Genomic DNA, 18,719 nt, shown 5'->3' with positions numbered 1-18,719 from the left:
CGCTCGGCGACTTCGCGCGCCGCGCGTAGCGCGAGCGGGCGAGCACCTCGTCGAGCTCGGCTTCCAGCATGGCCTGGAGAAAGTCGCGAGCGCGATCCCGAAGGTCGGCTTCAATCGGATCGAACCAGTTGTCGAAAAGCTGCCTCGTCGTCTCGATTTCGGACTGCGGCAGGCAAGGCGTCGTGATATGGCTTGTCATGGCGTGATCTCCACCGGCGCTCAAACGCCGGAATCGCTTGTTGGTCCAAGCTGGAGATTACGCCGCCCTCATTTTCCAACCACTCCCGCTACGGCACCCCGGCGCCTGCAAACAGCCGCTCCTCCAGAACAGTATCCGCGAGGTCGTCCGCAAACTGCCAGCTCAGCCCTGCCGCTTCGAACCGCCGGATCGTCAGCCGCACCGTCGAGGGGACGATCCCGACCCGCCGCCCGATTCCCGGATCGAAGGCCCGCCGCCTTCAGTCTCATCACCTCGCGCACATGGCGCATCGCAAGCCTCCCCATCGGCATCCGATCCACTCCTGCCAAAAGCCGAAATGAGGGGACCTATCAGAGCCAAAACAGGCGGCTTCACCCCCGGCGATTTCATCCCGGAATGTGGTCCATTTCATCTCGGAAATGGGCATTTCATTTCGGAATCGTGGGCGATTTCGAGAATCAGCATCCAGGTTGAAGTATCGTTTCCGTCGTCCAGATCTACCTCACCCCCACAGGGCTGGCCTTGACGGAACGACTTCGAGGCGCCCCCTCTCCGTCCATCGGTCGTATAGTTTCTTTATTTCGAGAAGATCCACTACTCACTGATCGACCGACGGAGTGCCCAAGGAGCACCGCTTCGAGTATGGTGTGGAGATGCAGATATGGCTCAGGTGATGGCCTACCGCACCGGACGCCTTCACAGGCGCCCCACCTGCAAGCTGGGCCGATTTCTGGAACATTTCCCGGCGACCGCGCCATGTACGGCATAGCCGACGTCGCCCGGAGATGGAATTCGCGTTGATGGCTGCCGGATTATCTGCCGACAAACTCTACCCGCTCGATGTGGATAAGGCACTGGCAAGTTACGACAAGATCAAGAAGAACGTTGTCAAGTGGTGGCAGACCGGCGCCTAGCCGACGCAGATGCTGAGTGACCGCGAGATTGTGATGACTACGGTCTGGAATGCTCGGATGACGACGTTGCAGGAGCAGAGCGTGCCGGCAGGGATTACCTGGAATCCAGGACTATCGAATTCCGATGCTTGGGGCATTCCCAAGGGCGCCGAGAACAAGGCGAACGCCATGAAATTCGCCGCCTTTGCGACCTTGCCTATTCCGCAGGCGCGTTGGCGCTCTCTACCCCGTATGGCGTGACAATGAAGGTGCAAATAAGTACATTCCGCCACAGCGGTTCGCGATGCTGCCGAGCGCGCCTGAAAACAAGAAGCAGATGGTGTCTCGCAACGTCGATTGGTGCATTGAAAACGGCGACATGGCTCAGGCGAAATTCAACAAACGGTTGATCGGACAGCGCGTTCTTTGTCGCGTCCCGAGGACCTCACGGCTAAACCTTTGATGAATTCCGCATTTTATGGAGCAAGCACTAAGCTCTCGGGCTTCGGCTCAACACGAGAATCGGATCAGCGGCGTTTCGGTTTCTCTGGCCGATTTGAGGAAGAGTTACGCGAGCTTCACGGCGGTGGCCGCCGCAACATCGGGATGGTGTTCCAAAACTACGCTCTGTTTCCGCATCTGACCGTGGCCGAGAACATCGGCTTTCCCCTGAAGCAGCGTGGTTTGCCGAAGGCGGAGCGGGCGAAACGGATGAGCGAGACGCTTGAACTGGTGCGCCTGCCCGGCTATGGGACGCGCTTTCCGCGCCAGCTCTCCGGCGGTCAGCAGCAGCGCGTTGCGGTTGCGCGCGCTCTCGTCTTTAAACCGCGGCTGCTGTTGATGGACGAGCCACTTGGAGCTCTCGACAAGCAGCTGCTCGAGAATCTCCAGTTCGAAATGCGCCGCCTTGCATGCCGATCTTGGTATCCCCTTATCTACGTCAGGCACGACCAGGAAGCAGCGCTGACCATGTCAGATCGCATCGCAGTGATGAACGAAGGAAGGTTAGCACAGGTCGGTCGGCCGGAAGACTTGTACGACCGCCCCTGCGATCGCTTCGTTGCAGGCTCCATCGGCGAATCGAACCTCCTGCCGGCCATCGTGCGTGGCATCGAGAACGATGTCGTCGTCGCGGAATGCGAGGGCGTCCTGGTGCGGGCTGTCTCATCGGTGCGGCCGGCGAGCGGCACTAAGGACCCTAGCGTCCATGTCGCCCGGCCACGCGGCTGGCCGGAGCGGCCGGATTCGCAGAGCGCGTCCTCAATCTCCGAATTAACGCCGCGATCTTTCCGCGAGCACCAGCCGATATCGAGGCCGGCGAGATCGCCCATCGCGAAGGGACCCATGGGCATGCCCAATCTCGTTATGACCGCATCCACTTGCTGCGGCAGCGCGCACTCAAGTAACAGCTTTCCGGCTTGCTTCCCGCTTTGATCGTACATGCGATTGGCGACGAAGCCCTGGCAGACGCCGACGACCACCGGAACGTTGGCAATCTTGCGTGCGCTGGTGACGGCGGTCACCAGCGCAGCCGGCGCGGTCTTGGTTGCGCGCACGATCTCGCACAGCTTCATCACGTTGGCGGCGAGAAGAAGTGCATGCCGAGCACGTCCTGGGGACGCTTAGTCGAACTCGCAATCTCGTTGATGTTGAGATAGGAAGTGTTGGAGGCGAGCACCGCGCCGGGCTTGGCGTACTGATCGATCTTGCCGAACGCCTCTTTCTTCACCGCCATAGTCTCGAACGCCGCCTCAATGATGAGGTCGGCATTGCTGACGTTCTCGATGCCGACAACGCCGTTGATCAGCGCCATGCGCTTGGCAGGCGCGTCCGCCGCGGGTACCGCCGCGCGCCGCGGTCGCTTCCCAGTTTTTCTGCAGGATGCCCGTGCCGCGTTAGAGCTGCTCTTCGCTGGTCTCGATCAGGGTGACGGGAATGCCGGCATTGGCAAAGGACATCGCGATGCCGCCGCCCATGGCGCCTGCACCGAGGATAGGCAACGCGCTCAACAGGATGCGGTTCGGTACCCTCGGGCAGGCCAGCAAACTTTTCGGCCTCGTGCTCGGCGAAGAAGGCATTGCTGAGCCTTCGGCTGATCGCCGGCAAGAGTTTTATTGAAGGCCTCGAGCTCCTTTTTTAAGCCTTCGTCGAATGGCAGGTCGATCGCCGCACCCATCCGCCGCAACGAACGGCGCTTCCCGACCGCGCGCCTTTTTGGTCATCACAGCGACCGCTTGGTAAAGATCGAGCGGTCCGCTTTGGCCGCGGCAAGCTTGGAGTCGTCATCGCGTAGCCGGCGAAGCGGCCGCTTCTCGGCCAAGATCTTGCGGGCAAATGCCTCACCACCGGAGGCCGTATCCGCGACAACCTCATCGAGCAAGCCGCTCTTCAGCGCGTCCGCCGCGCTGATCGGATCACCGCCGACAATCATCTTGACCGCCAGCTCTGGTCCCACCGTGCGCGGCAAGCGCTGTGTGCCCCCGGCCGCCGGCAGAAGGGCCAGCTTGACCTCGGGCAGACCGAGCAAGGCGTCTTTGGTCGCGACCCGATAATGCCAGACCAACGCCACCTCGAGCCCTCCGCCGAGACCGCTGCCGTGGATCGCAGCGCTGACAGGCTTTGGCGAGTTTTTCAACACCTCCATCATCTCGTCCCAGCTCGGCCCTCCGGCGGCTTGCCAAATTCGGTGATGTCCGCTCCCACAATGAAAGTTCGGCCCACACACGTCAGAACGATCGCCTTCACCTTCGGATCGGCGATCGCGGCATTCATACAGTCTACGATACCACGGCACACTGCAGCGCTCAGCGCGTTCACGGAAGGATAGTTGATCGTCATAGCGGCGATCAGCTCATGACGTTCGAGTTTGACTACGTTAGCCACGTTTACACTTCTTGGGATCGCATTCTGCTCACCCGGTCGGTGATAGCGCGTCCCGATGAAGGCGAGATCATGGCCTCACATATCGGCTTCAGCCACCATTGGCGTTCGGTTCAAACAAGAATCGGGACCCGCTCGAGAAGAGCGCGTGGCGCGCATAAACTTCTTGCATTGCAACAGTGGCTACGCGTGAGGGGACCAGGTGCCGTAGCGGGAGTGGTTGGAAAATGAGGGCGGCGTAATCTCCAGCTTGGACCAACAAGCGATTCCGGCATTTGAGCGCCGGTGGAGATCACGCCATGACAAGCCATATCACGACGCCTTGCCTGCCGCAGACCACGGCGTACGTGCTCTGACTCTGAGAACGGAGACGAGTACTTCTTTCGAACAAGACCGGTAACTCAGTGTCTGAAGAAAGAAGCCTCGTGCCGAGAGGGCAGTAAGCCGGATCCTGCTGGCCCGGCCGGCGTCGGAAAGAGTCTGCCCATCCTCCTAAATCTAAGCGCTCGAGAAATCGCCTTGTCTGATCGCAGAGAAGCTCCGCATTTGTCAGATTTGGCGCACAACTTCTGCCAAGCAAGTTCTTTTTTCGGAGGAATTCAGCATAAATGGCAGCATAGTCTTTGTGAAATGCAGATCTCATGCTCTCCCGATGCTTGACCTCGAACGTCTCTTGCGCAGTTGCCCCTCTCTTAGTGATCTCGCTAACCTTCGATTTCCCGGTTATCTCGCAGGCTGCAGCGGGAGCTTCGGCTGCTTATCCGACGCCGGACAGCAGCGGCCGCGGTGGTGAATGCCCCTGGCACTACCGAGCACGAGACTCTGTTGAAAGATGATCGCGTCGGTTTGATGAGCCAACAAGTAGGAGAGAAACGAATGGGCAAGTTCGATGGTGAGAGCCAACAACAACAGTTCAATGTGCGTGGATGGTCACTGGAGGGCCGAGTCGCGCTTGTAACTGGAGCGACTGGAGGACTCGGGAAGGCCATTGTGGCCGAACTATCCGAGCGCGGAGCGGACGTGCGTGGGGTGGATATCGTTGGCGACGGTGTCTTCCACGCGGATCTTGCCACTGCGAGCGGGAATAGGGACATGGTCGCCCATGTACTCAAGGCCGCCGGGCGTCTCGACATCCTGGTTTTAAATGCTGGACTGCAGTTTATGGCTCCCTTCGATCAGTTTCCCGATGCCGAATGGGATCGTCTCAATGCTTTGATGTTGGACGGGCCATTCCACGCGCTGAAGGCGGCGTGGCCGGCTCTGACGAAAGAGCCCGGTGGTCGGGTTGTGGTCACGGCATCAGTCGCTAGCTACGGCGGTGCACGGCAGAAGGTTGCGTACTGCGCCGCTAAACACGGAGTTCTTGGCTTGGTCCGTACCGCCGCGCTGGAAGCCGGTGCGCACGGTCTTACCGTCAACGCCGTCGCGCCAGGCTGGATGGATACCGCGCTGATGCGTGGTCAGCTAGAGGCACAGGCGAAAAATCGCGGCATGAGCACGGAAGACGTCATGGCGGCTTTCCGCGCGTCGCAACCCGGTAATCGCTTCGTTGACGTGCGTGAGGTTGCGGCAACCATTGGCTTTCTTGCGAGCTCTTGTGCCTCCGGAATCAATGGTGAGTGCATTACAATTGATCTCGGTGCAAGTGCCAGCGGATAGGTGATGCCCCTTCCGAATATACCCACACTGCCAGTCGATCCTTCTCGCGCTCGAACGCGTCGCGCATCGGCCGCACGTGTTTCCTGCGCCGATAGCGATCCCTCGCCTACGATATGCGTGGGCGAGCTGATCACGCCAGGAAAAGGATTTCCAATCGTCTCGGCGAGAAGGACGGACGTCACGGATTCCCTGGTTGGGCTAAAAGACTGAGATCGAATTCAGCGATCTCCGGAAACTTCAACGATGGCTTCACGCACAGGAGCCTGCGATACACCGCCGATCAGAAACTCGGCCGTTATGAGCCTTCGCCGCGGGGCGAACCGAGACGGCGCGGTCGCCGCAAGCACCACGTCGCCACGCTACCGCTGAAGCTGCTTTCCGCCTTGCCTGGCGAGGTTCCTCCAATGCCGGCAAACGGCGAGAGCCGAGCAGTTTAAAGCGTTGCGATACTCAATGATATCAGCGGCCTTGCTGCTCGGAAGGGCTTCTGAAAGGTATGGCAGCATTCGCGCTCAGAAAACGTCCATCGGTTGGCGGCTCCGGCTGCAGTTGTGGCAGTTGGTGGTAGTACACCAGTCCCCTGATGCTCGCCGTTGTGTTCGAGCTGGGGACCATCGCTGCAGGCAGGGTTAGGCTTGGCGAGATACGGCCGGCCCACCCGCCGCCCGAGGGGATCGCGCCTAGACGCGCAGCACACTGTCTTGCCATTCTTGATCACCGTCGCGCCGCGATCGATCACACGCGCCTCAAACGAGATCACGTTGCTATCCTGCCAGAGATCGACAGTGATGGCGTCGCCGGGAAACACGGGCGCCGAAAAGCGTACCTGATGGCTCAGGATCCTAGTGGGATCGTAACCGCAGAACGTCTGCAGCACCGCACGGCAAGTGATACCGAATGTGCACAGTCCATCCAGGACCGGCGCGGGAAGCCAGCCCGCTTGGCGAGGTCGGGATCGGAATGCAGCGGATTGAGATCGCCGTCCATCAACGCGATGCAGTGATGAATGCGGGACCAATCCACACGCCATGATTGCATCATCGATTTCACTGGCTGGGCGCCGGCCATCCACCAGCACCTTGTAGACGTTGGCGATCAGAGCCCATTCGAGAGGGGGACCGGCGGCTTACCGCGCGTCCAGGCGGACGCGAGGCCATCGAGGTAGCGCTTTCGGTCGAATTCGAGCACGTCCATCTTGCGAATGCGCAACGGCCTGGGGGAGGCCCTGGAGACGGCACACAGGCCTCAACGTGCCACAGGACCGGTGTCAAGTATTGCGGATGCCACGCAGGCGCTCCGAGCGCCGCCGCAGTAGCTCGATAGTGGTCAGTACGGTCGCGACCGCAATGATCGTCGGACTGATCTCCTCGCGGATGCCGGAAAACATGACTTTCGGCAAAGTCCGCTGCTCAGGGCCGGCGACGAAAAGAGTGACCACGACCTCGTCGAAGGAAGTGAGGGAGGCGAAGAGCGAACCGGAGATCATGCCCGGAAATATGAGCGGCAGGGTGACCTTGACGAAAAGCGGTGACCGGCGTCGCACCAAGACCGGCGGCTGCGCGGGTCAGCGAGTGATCGAAACCCGTCAGCGTCGCAAGCACCGTGATGACAACGAAGGGTGTGGCCAGCGTGGTGTGCGCCAGTATCAGTCCAGTATAGCTGTTGAGCAACCCGACATCGGCATAAAAGAAATACACCCCGACCGCTGTGATCACGATCGGCACGATGATAGGCGAGATCAGAACGGTCATTACGGCCGTTCGCCAGAGGTCTGGGGAAAGTAGACTTTCCAGAAGGCGTAAAAGGGTCCGGCGCCGAGCGAGCGAGCGGCGCGGACATAGCTCGGTGAGATCGTTTTGTAGATCGGTAGGAGCGTCAAGGGCAGCTGGATATGGGTCATGGCCACGATGGTCCCAATCCAGTTGAATATAAGTTCGGCTGGCTGGGATATGATGTGCAGCGTCATCAACATGTCGTTGACGACGCCGTGCTGCTGCAGGAGCACGACCCAAGCGGTGGTGCGCACCAGCACCGATGTCCAGAACGGCAGCACGACCATGATCATCAGAAGATTGCTGGACTTGCGCGGCAACGTCGCCAGGAGATACGCCACCGGGAAGCCGAGCACAGGGTCATGATGGTTACGCCGATGCTGATGCCAAGCGTGCGCAAGAAAAAGTCTCGGAAGATCGCGCTTTCCGACGGGAGGGGCACGATCTGGCTGTCGGGGCCATACTGGTAATCGAGGGAACGCAGCAGGTAATAGCCCGTATAGGTCGAAGTTCCGCGCTTCAGTAGGCTCCAGACGCCGTGCTGCCCCCAAAGCGGACTAATTTCGATCAGTGCCGCTTTGTAGGGCCCGTCGGAAAGCATGCTCGCCTTGCGCGCGCTCGATACCACCTCGCTGAGGGAGCCAGGCGCCTCATAGTTCATTCGCATGCCGATCACGGCCGCCGTCTTTTGAGCCGAAGATTTTTTCAGGTCGCTCACCAACGCGGCATAGACGGCCTCGTTCGGGAGGTCCTTGCCATCCCACGCGCTTAGCGCCGCCATGGTTCGTGGCATCAGCGTCAGGAGCGTATCGTCATGGACCGCGTTGAATATCATCCGACCAATCGGCAAGATGAAGGTGAGCAGGACGAACAGCAGGAGCAGAAGAACGAGGATGAAGGCCTTGAGTTTCTGCCGGCGCTCGACGCGCCGCAGCTTGAGACGCAGACGTATGCCTTCCGGGTTGTCGGTGTGGACGGCTATCGTCGCCATCGATTCTCTCTCAGTTCGTCCGTTGGAGGCGACGAGGAGAACAGAAGCCCTCCCCGCCATTTCTATTCTTCGGTGTTACTTAGCGAGCCAAGCAGTAAAGCGTTGGTTTAACTCATCGCCCTTCTCATTCCAGAAGGCTGTGTCGAACGCCAGAGCATTGCCCATATGGCTGGTCGCCAGGTAAGGCTTCATCGCTGGATCAACAAGCGCCAGCGCGTCATTGTTGGCGGGGGACAATGGCACGTAGTGCGTCAGCCTCGCCTGCGCTTGAGGCGACCCGAAGAAGGCGTGGAATTTGTAGGCGGCGTCCAGATGCGGACTGCCCTTCGGAATGACCCAGAAATCGAGGGCTAGCAGCTGCGCGTCCCACATGGTCTCCAAGTGCTTGCCGCAGTTCTTGTTGGCATCGTAGATGGCGCTTTGGCCGCTCGCCGCTATAATCACTCGACCATCGGCGAGAAGCTGCGCCGGCTGGGACAAACTAGTCCACCAAACGACATCTTTCTTGATCGTGTCGACCTTCTTGAAGGCGCGGTCGACGCCCTCGGGCGTGTTGAGGACTTTATAGACGTCCTTGGTCGGCACGCCGTCTGCGCGATCAGAGCCCATTCGATATTGCTAAGGGCTCTCTTTTGCAGTCCGCGCTTGCCCGGGAATTTCTTCGTGTCAAATAGGTCGGCGATGGTCTTGGGGCCGTCTGGCAGCTTGTCTTTGTCGTAGGCGATGGCAGTCGTGTGCATCGGCAGCCCGAAGTCCTGCTTACCAGCTTCACCGAACTTCGCCGGATCAACACCCAGCCTCTTCCAGTCGATCGTCTCGAGGAGGCCTTGGGCGCACATTGCCTCATTCAGCTGATCGTACGCAAAGGCGGGGACCGTTAGAGCAAACGGACCCGCTGCTAGGCCGATGACGGCCAAGGTGCTCGCAGTGAAGAATGGCTTTTTCATCTCTACTATCTCCCCCTCTATGCCACCCCAGGACGGAGGCAGCGCTGCCGAAGACCCAGCCGAACCTGCTGCGGCGAAGTCTCGGGCGTCCTTACGGGGTGTCAAGCGCCCGACAATCTTCTGTTTTCCAGCCGATCGTGATTGTCGCACCGCGCTCAAGCTGCCCGACGCCGTCCGAATTTGGCAGCTTGACCACAAAATCGTCGTGGCCGCAGACCGAAACCCGGGTGCGCGCGTGGTCACCCAGATAGATCACTTCCGCGACCTGCGCGCTGAAGACATTGGGCAGCGAGCCCGGGGTCGGGTTCAGCTTCACCCGCTCCGGCCGCAACGACAGCACCGTCGGCCGGCCGACCGCCTCGACATTGATCGCCAGCGCCTGCACGTTGCCGGCACCCGGAATCTCCACCTCGCAGGTCGCGCCATTCATTGCCACGACCTTGCCGTGCAACCGATTGTTCTCGCCGATGAACTGGGCGACGAAAGCGTTCTGCGGCCGCTCATAAAGCTCGGCGGGCGCGGCGAGTTGCTGGATGGTGCCTTCATTGAACACCGCTATGCGGTCCGACATGGTCAATGCCTCGCTCTGATCATGCGTCACATAAACTACGGTGACGCCGAGATGTTCGTGGATATGCTTGATCTCGAGCTGCATGTGTTCGCGCAGTTGCTTGTCGAGCGCGCCGAGCGGCTCGTCCATCAGCACGAGCTTGGGATCGAAGACGAGCGCGCGGGCGAGCGCGACGCGCTGCTGCTGACCGCCTGAAAGCTGGCCGGGCCGACGCCCGCCATAGGCGCCAAGCCGGACCATATCGAGCGCCCGCTTGATCCTAGCCTCTCTCTTCAGCTTCCCAAGCCCGCGCACCTTAAGTGGGAAGGCGAGGTTCTCCTCCACGGTCATATGCGGAAAGAGCGCGTAATTTTGGAACACCATGCCGATGTCGCGCTTGTGCGGCGGCACGTTTTCGATCGAGCGTCCCGCCAGCAGGATCGAGCCATAGGTGGGCGCCTCGAAGCCGGCGAGCATCATGAGGGTCGTCGTCTTGCCGGAACCGGAAGGTCCTAGCATCGTCAGAAACTCACCTCGAGCGATGTCCAGGTTGAGATCCTTAACGACCAGCGTTTCGCCGTCATAGGTCTTCTGAACGCCGGAAAACTCCACAAAGGCATTCTTCGCGCCCGGCATCAACCCTGTTCCCTCCCCGGCACACCGTGGCGCTTCCGCGCTTGCGGCGCTCGTCGATGACCCGACCACAATGTTCTTTTGGACGGATTGCAGCTTCTTACACGCGCGGTCCGCACCGCGGAGATAGGCCGGCATGACGCTACTCATTATTTCCTCCCAACCGTGCTCCTTCCAACGTGCGTTTTGGCTCCGCGACCCCAGGGTTCGGAGTTTTTTGTCTTTGCGAAGTACTATCGGGCTGCTCAAGCAGAATTCCATTAATGTGGCCGGTCAATCAGCCGAAATCCTGCGCCAGATCGGCTTACTGCGAAGATTTATCTCAAAGGCGTTTTCGGCTGGAACACCAAGGGATAGAGAGCCAAGCGGCTTATCTCGAGCACCTCTGGACACCGCACTCACTGCAACTTCGAGCCCGATGAAGCCGCCGCCGATAACGACCACCTCGCCCCCTTGGCTAGTGACTCGGCGAATAGCTAACGCGTCTCAAACGTGCGCAGCGTTGCCACTCTGCTTGCTGCGGGGACCGGATCTCTCAATTTTCGAGGGCAGGCGCCGGTAGTTAGAAGCAGTCGTTCGTAGGTCAGCTTGCCGACCGTCCGAGAGTGTGACGGTGTGTGCCGCGCGATCCATCGACCCGGCGTTGCGCCCTTCGTGATAGTCGATTCGCAAGTCCTCCAATCGCTCGGGGGTGACGAGCAACTTCGGTCTACGGTCTCGTCGGAAAGGATTGAGTTGGATACCGGAGGCCGCTCATATGGCAGCATAGTTTCGTTGCCGATTAAGATGATCAGGCCTTGCGCAGCGCGATCGCGGCGGTCGTGCCGGCCTTGCCTGCGCCGACGATCACCATTGCTTGATCAAGTTGCCCAGGCAGGTTTGAGGGTAGGCTGCGCGCCGACTGCCGTACGGTCGAATGAGTCGCGCACTAAGAGTTTGATCAACAGAGCTTCCTGCCAGCGGTCGGTGGCGTCCTTGCAATCGGAGATCGCGAGGGGTGGGTTTCCCGCTCAGGAATGAACACGGTCTCAGCCTTCACCTCATAGCTGCGCAGGTCGACGCATGCGGGCAGCGCGCGCGCCTCGCCGGTCCGGAGTTGAAAAGCTCCGAAGCGCTTAGAGAATTCGATGATATGGCCATCGACAATGCCGTCCACGAGATGGGCCTTGATGAGCAGTAGCCGTCGACTGCGATTAGTCGTCTTCCGGCGAGCGAACGGAGGACGCTTACGGCGCGGTGCACCAACCGATCACGGCGTGGCCAGAGCTGCTTCATCATGGAGAGACACGCGGAGACACTGGGCCGCCCGCGCTCGGCGCCTCTTTCCAGGACAGCGCCAGATGGAGGGCCACTACTTTGGGACCACGCGCGAGCAATGGGCACCGCTCGCTAAGGTAAGGGCGAGCCACTTTCGTGAGCTGGGCCGCCCGCGACCGTCGCCCCCTGCCACTGCCTCAACCCGAATGGCGCCTTGACGAAGATGAGATCATGGCCATGCGCCAGCTGCGGAACGACTACCACAAATACATCCCCGCGCGAGGACCATTTGCCCAAGCGCGTCTGCAATTGGCCGATCCCTTTGCTCTACTGCCAAGCGATCCGGCTGCGCGATACGATGTGGCTCGGCGGCGACGTGCCTTTGTGTCCGTACAGCAAGAACGGGATGCGTGTCATGGAAGGCCAATTCATGCTCCAGACCCGTTTCACTATAGGATTTATCGAGGACCACCTACGCCCTTCCGTCGGACTCCCGCGGACTTCAAGCTGATCGTCTGCTATTTCACTTCGGCTGGCACGGAGGCTGAGCCAGGACGATCGCCGATTGCGTGGGTGGAGCGGCTTCCGCCTATAACGCTCATGCCGAAGCCCATAATGCACTCCCGTGGAGATTTGGGGCGGAGCACAGGGCTGAGAGCGCCTCGGTCCACAGCGATTTCGTTTCCGCCATGATAACTGCACGAGACCACAGGGCCATGTTGACGCTTACGCTTTCCCTGCGGTGCGTTCGTCACGGGCTGCTTTCAAGCGGGTTACCGGCTGTAACGCGTAGCCGCAGCATCGATGCGAAGCAGGCCTATTTTGAAGCGGCTCTCAGATCGAATTGCAGTGCCGACTTCTTCGAGTCCTGCAGTAAGGGTCCACAACGCTTCTCTTACGCCGCATCTCCTCCGACGCGTACCGTTTCGAAGCTAAACCATGAGACTGGTGCGGTCTAAACGAGAAGGACCGGTTTCCGTCGGTGGCGCGCCGCCGACTTTGAGGCCCAGCGTGCAGCAACGGTGATGGTGGGATTTTTCGCGAGATCGCGCCTTAAAGTTGTTCAAAAACGCACATGCGTCGAAATTCCCCCGAATCACGCGGAAGGTCGGTGAAATTCTGCGCGATATTCGGATAGTTTGCCGGAGTGTTGATCATCTGATCTGATCTGATCTGATCTCATCTCAGTTGTTTCGCATTTCGAATGTCAACCAGCTGGGCCTGTCAAACAAACGAAGGAAAGGTAGGCACTATGATTACCTGGCGTGAAGCCGTTGTTGCCCGCGACTTAGTGGTGCTCTCAGGTCAGTTGGGTTCGGAGAGCTGGGCTCGGGGACACAAGGCGTGAACGTATTCGAGAGTCCTTCGGATCGACTCGAACAGATCCATCAGCAGACAGTGTTCGTCGACATGCACGCCCACCCGGACGGCATCCACTATCCCGACGTGCCCCGCATCGGGTCCGACGAGCTCGATCGGTATCGCCGCGGTCTCATCGACGTTGTCGTCTGCAACGTCGTCGGCGACGCGACATACAGCTACGTGAAGCCCGACGGGACGTACGGATGGGGCCATTACCGCCCCAGGCCCGGGGCGGCCTTCGCGTTCGACCTCGATCGCATCTCCGCGATCCTGAGGACCATCGACGACGGCGAGGCGGTGCTGGCGGACAGCCCGGCGGCTGTGCGCGCGGCCAAGAGCAAAGGGAAGCTCGCGTTGATGCCGGCTCTCGAGGGGGCAGACGGCCTGGAAGGCGTCATCGACAACCTTCACGAGCTCCATCGCCGCGGCTTACGCCTCCTTCAGTTGGTCCACATGCGCGCGAACGAGGTCGGGCACATCCAGACATATCCGTACTCACCCGGGGGCCTGACGCCTTTTGGGCGCGAGGTCGTGCGCGAGTGCAATGGGCTTGGGATCGTTATCGACCTGGCGCACTCCAACACGGAGACCATCATGGACACCATCGCCCTCTCCTCGCACCCGGTCATCTGCAGCCACACCGGTGTGAGGAGCCTCTGCGAAGACCCTCTCGAGCCGGCGGAGAGGATGCAGATGCGCTACGATCGCTTCCTCACCGACGAAGAAATCCGCGCCATCGCGGCGAAGGGTGGCGTCATCGGCATCATCCCCGCCGGATGGATACCTCGCCTCAGCGATCTGGTGCGCCACTGCGATCACGTCAGGCGCCTCGTCGGCATTGATCACCTCGGCATCGGCAGCGACCGCGTCGGCGTCGGATCTGCGTCCCGACCAGAACCCCCTACTTGGCACACGGCCGAATTCGGTCTAGAGGGGAATTTCCGCGCCATCTATGATGGCTTGTTGGCTGGGGGCTTCTCGGCTGAAGAACTAGGAAAAGTAATGGGCGGCAACTTCTTCCGCGTCTGGGAGCAGGTGGCGGGGACGCACTAGCTAGGCAATCTCCTGGGCATGAGCAGCGGGCAGACGTTCGGGGCCGCAGCGCGCCGCTGCCCGTCAGCCAGATAAAGACCGAGGCCGGCGGCTCCGGCACGGTTCGCGGCAAAGGCGGTCCGATGCGCGGCATACGACCAGGAATTCCCGCAAATCCTTCGGCAGGGTTGCGAGCTCATCGGCGACATCATGATGGTCGGTCGAATAGAGCTCTTCCGGAGCCCTCGTTGATGATGAGCAACGTCGGGCGGCCGTCGCAGCGATCCTCGATCCGGTGAAACGGAGGATTCTCCCAGCCGGTTCGGTTATGTTCGGCGTCCAGCAAGCGATCATATGGGCCAGCCAGTCAATAGGGCTGCAGCGCGCGCTAGGACATTGGATTGGAGGAGGACGGCAAGTCCGGTGACGGTGCGCTCCTCGCGAGGTGCCGAACGTGTGCGTAAAAGCCGGGCTGCACCTAGAGCATTCGCCGACCTGGATGAATCGAAAGGGATTCCCAAATCAGCATTGAGCTGATCAAACTGCCTGCCGGAGGCGGAGGCCGGCGGGCATGTCGAAACCTCTTTCGCTGGATCTTCGAGTTCGGGTTTTGGCCGCTGTGCAGGCCGGCGCATCGCACGGCGAAGCGGGCGAACGGTTTGGCGTTAGCGCGGCCAGCGTGAGCCGCTGGCGCAATTTTGGAATGGCAACAGGGCGATGCGCGGCCGGAAGCGTTGGGCGGGGACCGCAGGTCCGACCGGATCGAGGCGCACAAGGAGACGATCCTGGCCATGCTGAAGGCGACGCCCGACCTCGCGATCGAGGAACTGCGTCGGCTCCTGGCCGAGAAGGACTTGGTTTTCGGCGCGGGCACGGTCCGCCGGTTCCTCGCCCGGCACCGCATCACGCGCAAAAAAAGACCGCGCACGCCAGCGAGCAAGAAGGTCCGGACGTCGTGAAGCGCCGGCAAGATTGGGTCGACTGCCGGCCTGCTCTTGATCCCGCCTCCTCGTCTTCATGACGAGACCTGGGTCTCCACCAACATGGCACGCCGTTATGGCCGACGTCCGCGCGGCGAGCGTCTGAGAGCCAGCGTTCCGCACGGCCATTGGAAGACCACAACCTTCGTCGCCGAGCTCACCACGCCCAGGCGACATCGTGATCATGGACAACTTGTCCAGTCACAAGGGACCAAAGGGGCGCGAAATGATTGAGACCGCCGGCGCAAGCCTACGTTACCTGCCGCCCTATAGCCCCGACTTCAATCCCATCGAGAACGCCTTTGCCAAGCTCAAGGCTCTCCTGCGCAAAGCCGCCGAACGATCGGTCGATGGCCTCTGGAACGCCATCGGCCGCATCATCGACCGCTTCACCCAAACCGAATGCAAAAACTACTTCACCGCCGCAGGGTACGCTGCAACATGATCGGCGAATGCTCTAGCTCGAAAGGATCCGGCCCAAGGAAGCTTTGCAGTTGGCCAGCCCGCATCCCCGCAACCAACAGATAGTTGGTAACGTAGGCCTTGAACATATACGTCCAGTCCTTGCAAGGCAGCCACCAATCGATCACGCCGGAGAGGCGCTGGCTCTCCTCGATCAGATGCTCGTGGGTGTCCAGAAATGGGGTCTCTTCGACCCGTTGCGTGATCTTGTCGGTCGGGTTTCGTCAGTCTTTTCCTTGATCGCCGGTGAAGTGGCAGACTGCCCATTCGAAGTGACGAGGAGAACGGAAGTCCGCCTCGCCGTTCCTTCCTGGTTACTTGGCGAGCCAGGCGGTAAAGCGCTGGTTTAACTCGTCGTCCTTCTCAGCCCAGAAGGCGTTGTCAAGCGGCTGAGCATTGGCCATATGATCGGGCGCAGTCGGAACATTGGGAAGGATCGCCGGATCGATAAGCGCAACCGCATCCTTGTTGCCGGGAGCGTAAGGGATGTAATGCGTCAGGTTGGCCTGCGCCTGGGGCGAAGCGGCGAAAGCGATGAGCTTGTAGGCGTTGTCGAGCCGCGGAGCGCCCTTGGGAATCACCCAGACATTCCAGCTCAGCTGCTCGGCGTCCCACATGATCTCGAAATGCTTGCCGGAGTTCTTACCGGCATCGTAGATGCGGCCGTTCCAGACCGAGGTCATGATGACCTGGCCATCGGCCAGTAACTGCGGTGGCTGGGCGCCGGCTGTCCACCAGACGACGTCTTTCTTGATCGTGTCGAGCTTCTTAAAGGCGCGGTCGACGCCCTCGGGCGTTTTGAGGAGCTTGTAGACGTCCTTGATGGCCACGCCGTCGGCGATCAACGCCCATTCGAGATTGCCTACAGGAGTCCTGTTCAGTCCGCGCTTGCCGGGGAATTTCTTTACGTCGAACAGGTCGGCAATGGTTTTCGGGCCATTCGCCAGCCTACCCTTGTCATAGGCGATGACGGTGGCAGAGGCTGACGACGGCACCCCGCAGTCCTGCTGGTCGCCGGCCATGAACTTGGTCCGGTCGAGGCCCAGCCTCTTCCAGTCGATCGTCTCGAGAAGGCCCTCGGCGCACATTTGAATGGCCTGCCTGCCGCTGCTGTCGACCACATCCCAGCTCACGGCCTTGGACTCGACCATGGCACGGACTTTGGCAATCTCGCCGCTGTACTCGTCTTCGGTGATCTTGATCCCGGTCGCCTTCGAAAAGGGCTCTAAATAGGCCTTGCGGATGCCCATCTGCGCCGCCCCGCCCCACGAGACAATCGACAGCCGATCATCCGCAAAAGCAAGTTTTACCGGCATCAATGCGCTCGCCGCCCAGCCTGTCAGGGCCAGGACGCCAGCGCTAATTAAGGATGTCCTCATCGTCTTCCTTCCTTTCTCCCGACTTATGCCCCCTTCCCAGGATAAGAGCGGCGTTGTTCGGCCTGCCCTGACGACAGCGTCATGTCGCGTCCAGCGCCCGACAACCCTCGGCTTTTCAGCCAATGGTGATCGGCGCACCGGGCTCGACCTTCACCCCGCCTTCAAGTTCGGCAACTTGATCACAAAATCATCATGTCCGCAGACTGAGACCGGAGCACGTACAAGCCTCGCTTCGGTGACACTCACCGAGTCATGAAATTGTCATGACCCGCGTTTCCGATAAGCCACGCAATCGATCTCAACGAGCGCGTCGGACACCGCAACCGTCGTCCGGGCTGGCGGATCAGTGTGGAAGACTTTCGCGTACTCCTCGTTCATCGCTGTGTAGTCGTCCGGCGCGGTCAAGGAGACCGTGCACTTGACCACGTCCGAGACGGTGAGCCCATTCAACTGTGAGTACGCCAACGATGTTCTTCAGCGCCTGCCTAGTCTGCGCAGGCACGCGCTATTGCCGGGATTGCCCCTCGCCGGCGACGAGCTCTTTGCGGTTCGGACGATTGAGGCGAACTGACCCGAAACCATCACCAAATCGCCGGCAAAGACCGCCTCGCGCCAGGTAATCATGATGCCTGTTCCTTATTTGTTTTTGACAGGGTCAGCTGGTTCACATGCGATTGCAAGTAGCTGAGATGAGATGAGATGAGATGTTCAACTCTCTAGTAAGCTATTCCGAGTATCACGCAGAATTTCATCGAAATTTCCAGGCCATCCGGGAATTTCGAGCGTATTTACCGCTTTGAGCAGACTTTCGACGCGAAATCGCGCAAATTCGCTTCGGCACGTCGTCCTGTTTATACTTTTGGGCGAGCGGCTGTGCCTCCGACGGAAACCGATGCCTTCTGTTTTGGATGATCGCACCAGTCTCTTGGTGGACTTCTAAACGGCATTGCGTCGCAGAGATGATGTCGCCTCTTCTGAAGTCTGGCTCATATATCCGGCGCATGATCGAACGCCCAGGCGCTCACCGCGATCCTTTTCTGCAAGCGCGACCTCTTTCCGCCTGAAGCAATCAGCCGGGCCGCGGACTCGCGCTGTCCACCGCCCGGCCTGCTGCACGTCGGGGAGCCTTGGCTGCCCGTGGCATGAAGAGCTCCCTTCACACTGGCGCCGAGTGGGCAGGCAAGTTATCGCAAAGGGTTGAATAACCGGACAGAGAACTCTCGTGTCGCGTTACAACAGTGCGCACGACCACGAAGATTTCCCGTGGACACAAGCGGCGTTACCACGCGCCTAACTGAGGCGTCACGTCACTACCATGACCAGGTCGCGAACGACATCAGCGAGAAGAGGAATAGCTGCGAGATATCCGCGTCGAAATGGAGATCGAAGACGGCCTCCGGGAGCCCGGCGGCGCGGGATCCCGCGGCTAGAGCATTCGCCGATCATGTTGCAGCGTACCCTGCGGCGGTGAAGTAGTTTTTGCATTCGGTTTGGGTGAAGCGGTCGATGATGCGGCCGATGGCGTTCCAGAGGCCATCGACCGATCGTTCGGCGGCTTTGCGCAGGAGAGCCTTGAGCTTGGCAAAGGCGTTCTCGATGGGATTGAAGTCGGGGCTATAGGGCGGCAGGTAACGTAGGCTTGCGCCGGCGGTCTCAATCATTTCGCGCCCCTTTGGTCCCTTGTGACTGGACAAGTTGTCCATGATCACGATGTCGCCTGGGC

General features: G+C 60.2%; 11 protein-coding genes and 7 pseudogenes. 6 read left to right on the top strand and 12 right to left on the bottom strand.

The features are described 5' to 3' along the window. Positions 1–199: pseudogene (locus HCN58_RS34740) on the bottom strand (IS256 family transposase); the annotation flags it as partial. A 923-nt stretch (positions 200–1,122) separates the two neighbouring features. Here HCN58_RS34740 and HCN58_RS34735 point away from each other — a divergent pair. Together HCN58_RS34735 and HCN58_RS37715 are read left to right on the top strand one after the other, a co-directional pair. Beyond that, on the top strand, positions 1,123–1,353 hold the full coding sequence (locus tag HCN58_RS34735) for an extracellular solute-binding protein (protein WP_283814694.1): 231 nt from the start codon (positions 1,123–1,125) through the stop codon (positions 1,351–1,353). 201 nt (positions 1,354–1,554) lie between these two features. Beyond that, positions 1,555–1,935 (top strand): annotated as a pseudogene (locus tag HCN58_RS37715) (ATP-binding cassette domain-containing protein); the annotation flags it as partial. A 371-nt stretch (positions 1,936–2,306) separates the two neighbouring features. Here HCN58_RS37715 and HCN58_RS37285 read toward each other — a convergent pair. Continuing rightward, positions 2,307–3,975, bottom strand: a pseudogene (locus HCN58_RS37285) (3-hydroxyacyl-CoA dehydrogenase NAD-binding domain-containing protein); the annotation flags it as partial. An 822-nt stretch (positions 3,976–4,797) separates the two neighbouring features. On the opposite strand from HCN58_RS37285, the gene HCN58_RS34720 reads away from it, so the two are divergent. Continuing rightward, complete coding sequence (locus tag HCN58_RS34720; protein ID WP_235984157.1) at positions 4,798–5,631, top strand: SDR family NAD(P)-dependent oxidoreductase; 834 nt, start codon at positions 4,798–4,800, stop codon at positions 5,629–5,631. A 694-nt stretch (positions 5,632–6,325) separates the two neighbouring features. Here HCN58_RS34720 and HCN58_RS34715 read toward each other — a convergent pair. The 7 genes and pseudogenes from HCN58_RS34715 to HCN58_RS34695 all read right to left on the bottom strand — a co-directional run. Then, positions 6,326–6,612: pseudogene (locus tag HCN58_RS34715) on the bottom strand (MaoC/PaaZ C-terminal domain-containing protein); the annotation flags it as partial. A 286-nt stretch (positions 6,613–6,898) separates the two neighbouring features. Then, a pseudogene (locus HCN58_RS34710) lies at positions 6,899–7,373 on the bottom strand (ABC transporter permease); the annotation flags it as partial. A gap of 8 nt (positions 7,374–7,381) precedes the next feature. Continuing rightward, the gene (locus HCN58_RS36540) at positions 7,382–7,696 is read right to left on the bottom strand and encodes an ABC transporter permease (RefSeq protein ID WP_235984160.1); all 315 of its coding nucleotides are present in this window, start codon (positions 7,694–7,696) and stop codon (positions 7,382–7,384) included. After that, positions 7,696–8,394 (bottom strand): hypothetical protein, encoded by a 699-nt coding sequence (locus HCN58_RS34705; RefSeq protein WP_235984155.1) that lies wholly within the window; start codon positions 8,392–8,394, stop codon positions 7,696–7,698. Before HCN58_RS34705 ends, HCN58_RS36540 begins: the two co-directional genes overlap by 1 nt. Before the next feature lie 75 nt (positions 8,395–8,469). Beyond that, a complete protein-coding gene (locus tag HCN58_RS34700; RefSeq protein ID WP_283814692.1) occupies positions 8,470–9,003 on the bottom strand; it encodes an extracellular solute-binding protein in 534 nt (177 codons plus the stop codon). Positions 9,004–9,050: 47 nt separating this feature from the next. Beyond that, a pseudogene (locus tag HCN58_RS36940) lies at positions 9,051–9,233 on the bottom strand (ABC transporter substrate-binding protein); the annotation flags it as partial. 199 nt (positions 9,234–9,432) lie between these two features. Then, positions 9,433–10,527: an ABC transporter ATP-binding protein gene (locus HCN58_RS34695; RefSeq protein ID WP_171583796.1), complete on the bottom strand. Its 1,095-nt coding sequence runs from the start codon at positions 10,525–10,527 to the stop codon at positions 9,433–9,435. A gap of 994 nt (positions 10,528–11,521) precedes the next feature. On the opposite strand from HCN58_RS34695, the gene HCN58_RS34690 reads away from it, so the two are divergent. The 3 genes and pseudogenes from HCN58_RS34690 (at position 11,522) to HCN58_RS34680 (ending at position 15,600) form a co-directional block, all read left to right on the top strand. Next, positions 11,522–11,704: a hypothetical protein gene (locus HCN58_RS34690; RefSeq protein WP_171583795.1), complete on the top strand. Its 183-nt coding sequence runs from the start codon at positions 11,522–11,524 to the stop codon at positions 11,702–11,704. Positions 11,705–13,125: 1,421 nt separating this feature from the next. Next, complete coding sequence (locus tag HCN58_RS34685) at positions 13,126–14,196, top strand: dipeptidase (RefSeq protein WP_171583794.1); 1,071 nt, start codon at positions 13,126–13,128, stop codon at positions 14,194–14,196. A gap of 550 nt (positions 14,197–14,746) precedes the next feature. After that, positions 14,747–15,600, top strand: a pseudogene (locus HCN58_RS34680) (transposase). A 331-nt stretch (positions 15,601–15,931) separates the two neighbouring features. Here HCN58_RS34680 and HCN58_RS34675 read toward each other — a convergent pair. The 3 genes from HCN58_RS34675 to HCN58_RS34665 form a co-directional block, all read right to left on the bottom strand. Further along, positions 15,932–16,867 (bottom strand): polyamine ABC transporter substrate-binding protein, encoded by a 936-nt coding sequence (locus HCN58_RS34675; protein ID WP_235984153.1) that lies wholly within the window; start codon positions 16,865–16,867, stop codon positions 15,932–15,934. 390 nt (positions 16,868–17,257) lie between these two features. Further along, on the bottom strand, positions 17,258–17,446 hold the full coding sequence (locus HCN58_RS37710) for a RidA family protein (protein ID WP_376701260.1): 189 nt from the start codon (positions 17,444–17,446) through the stop codon (positions 17,258–17,260). Between the two features lie 992 nt (positions 17,447–18,438). Further along, a partial coding sequence (locus tag HCN58_RS34665; protein ID WP_171583792.1) for a transposase occupies positions 18,439–18,719 on the bottom strand: 281 nt, incomplete at its 5' end.

Origin of the sequence: Bradyrhizobium australiense (assembly GCF_013114825.1) — a bacterium.
GTDB classification, from domain to species: Bacteria; Pseudomonadota; Alphaproteobacteria; order Rhizobiales; family Xanthobacteraceae; genus Bradyrhizobium; species Bradyrhizobium australiense.
Note: the sequence above shows the minus strand (reverse complement) of the source record. Positions and strands in the feature narration are given on the sequence as shown.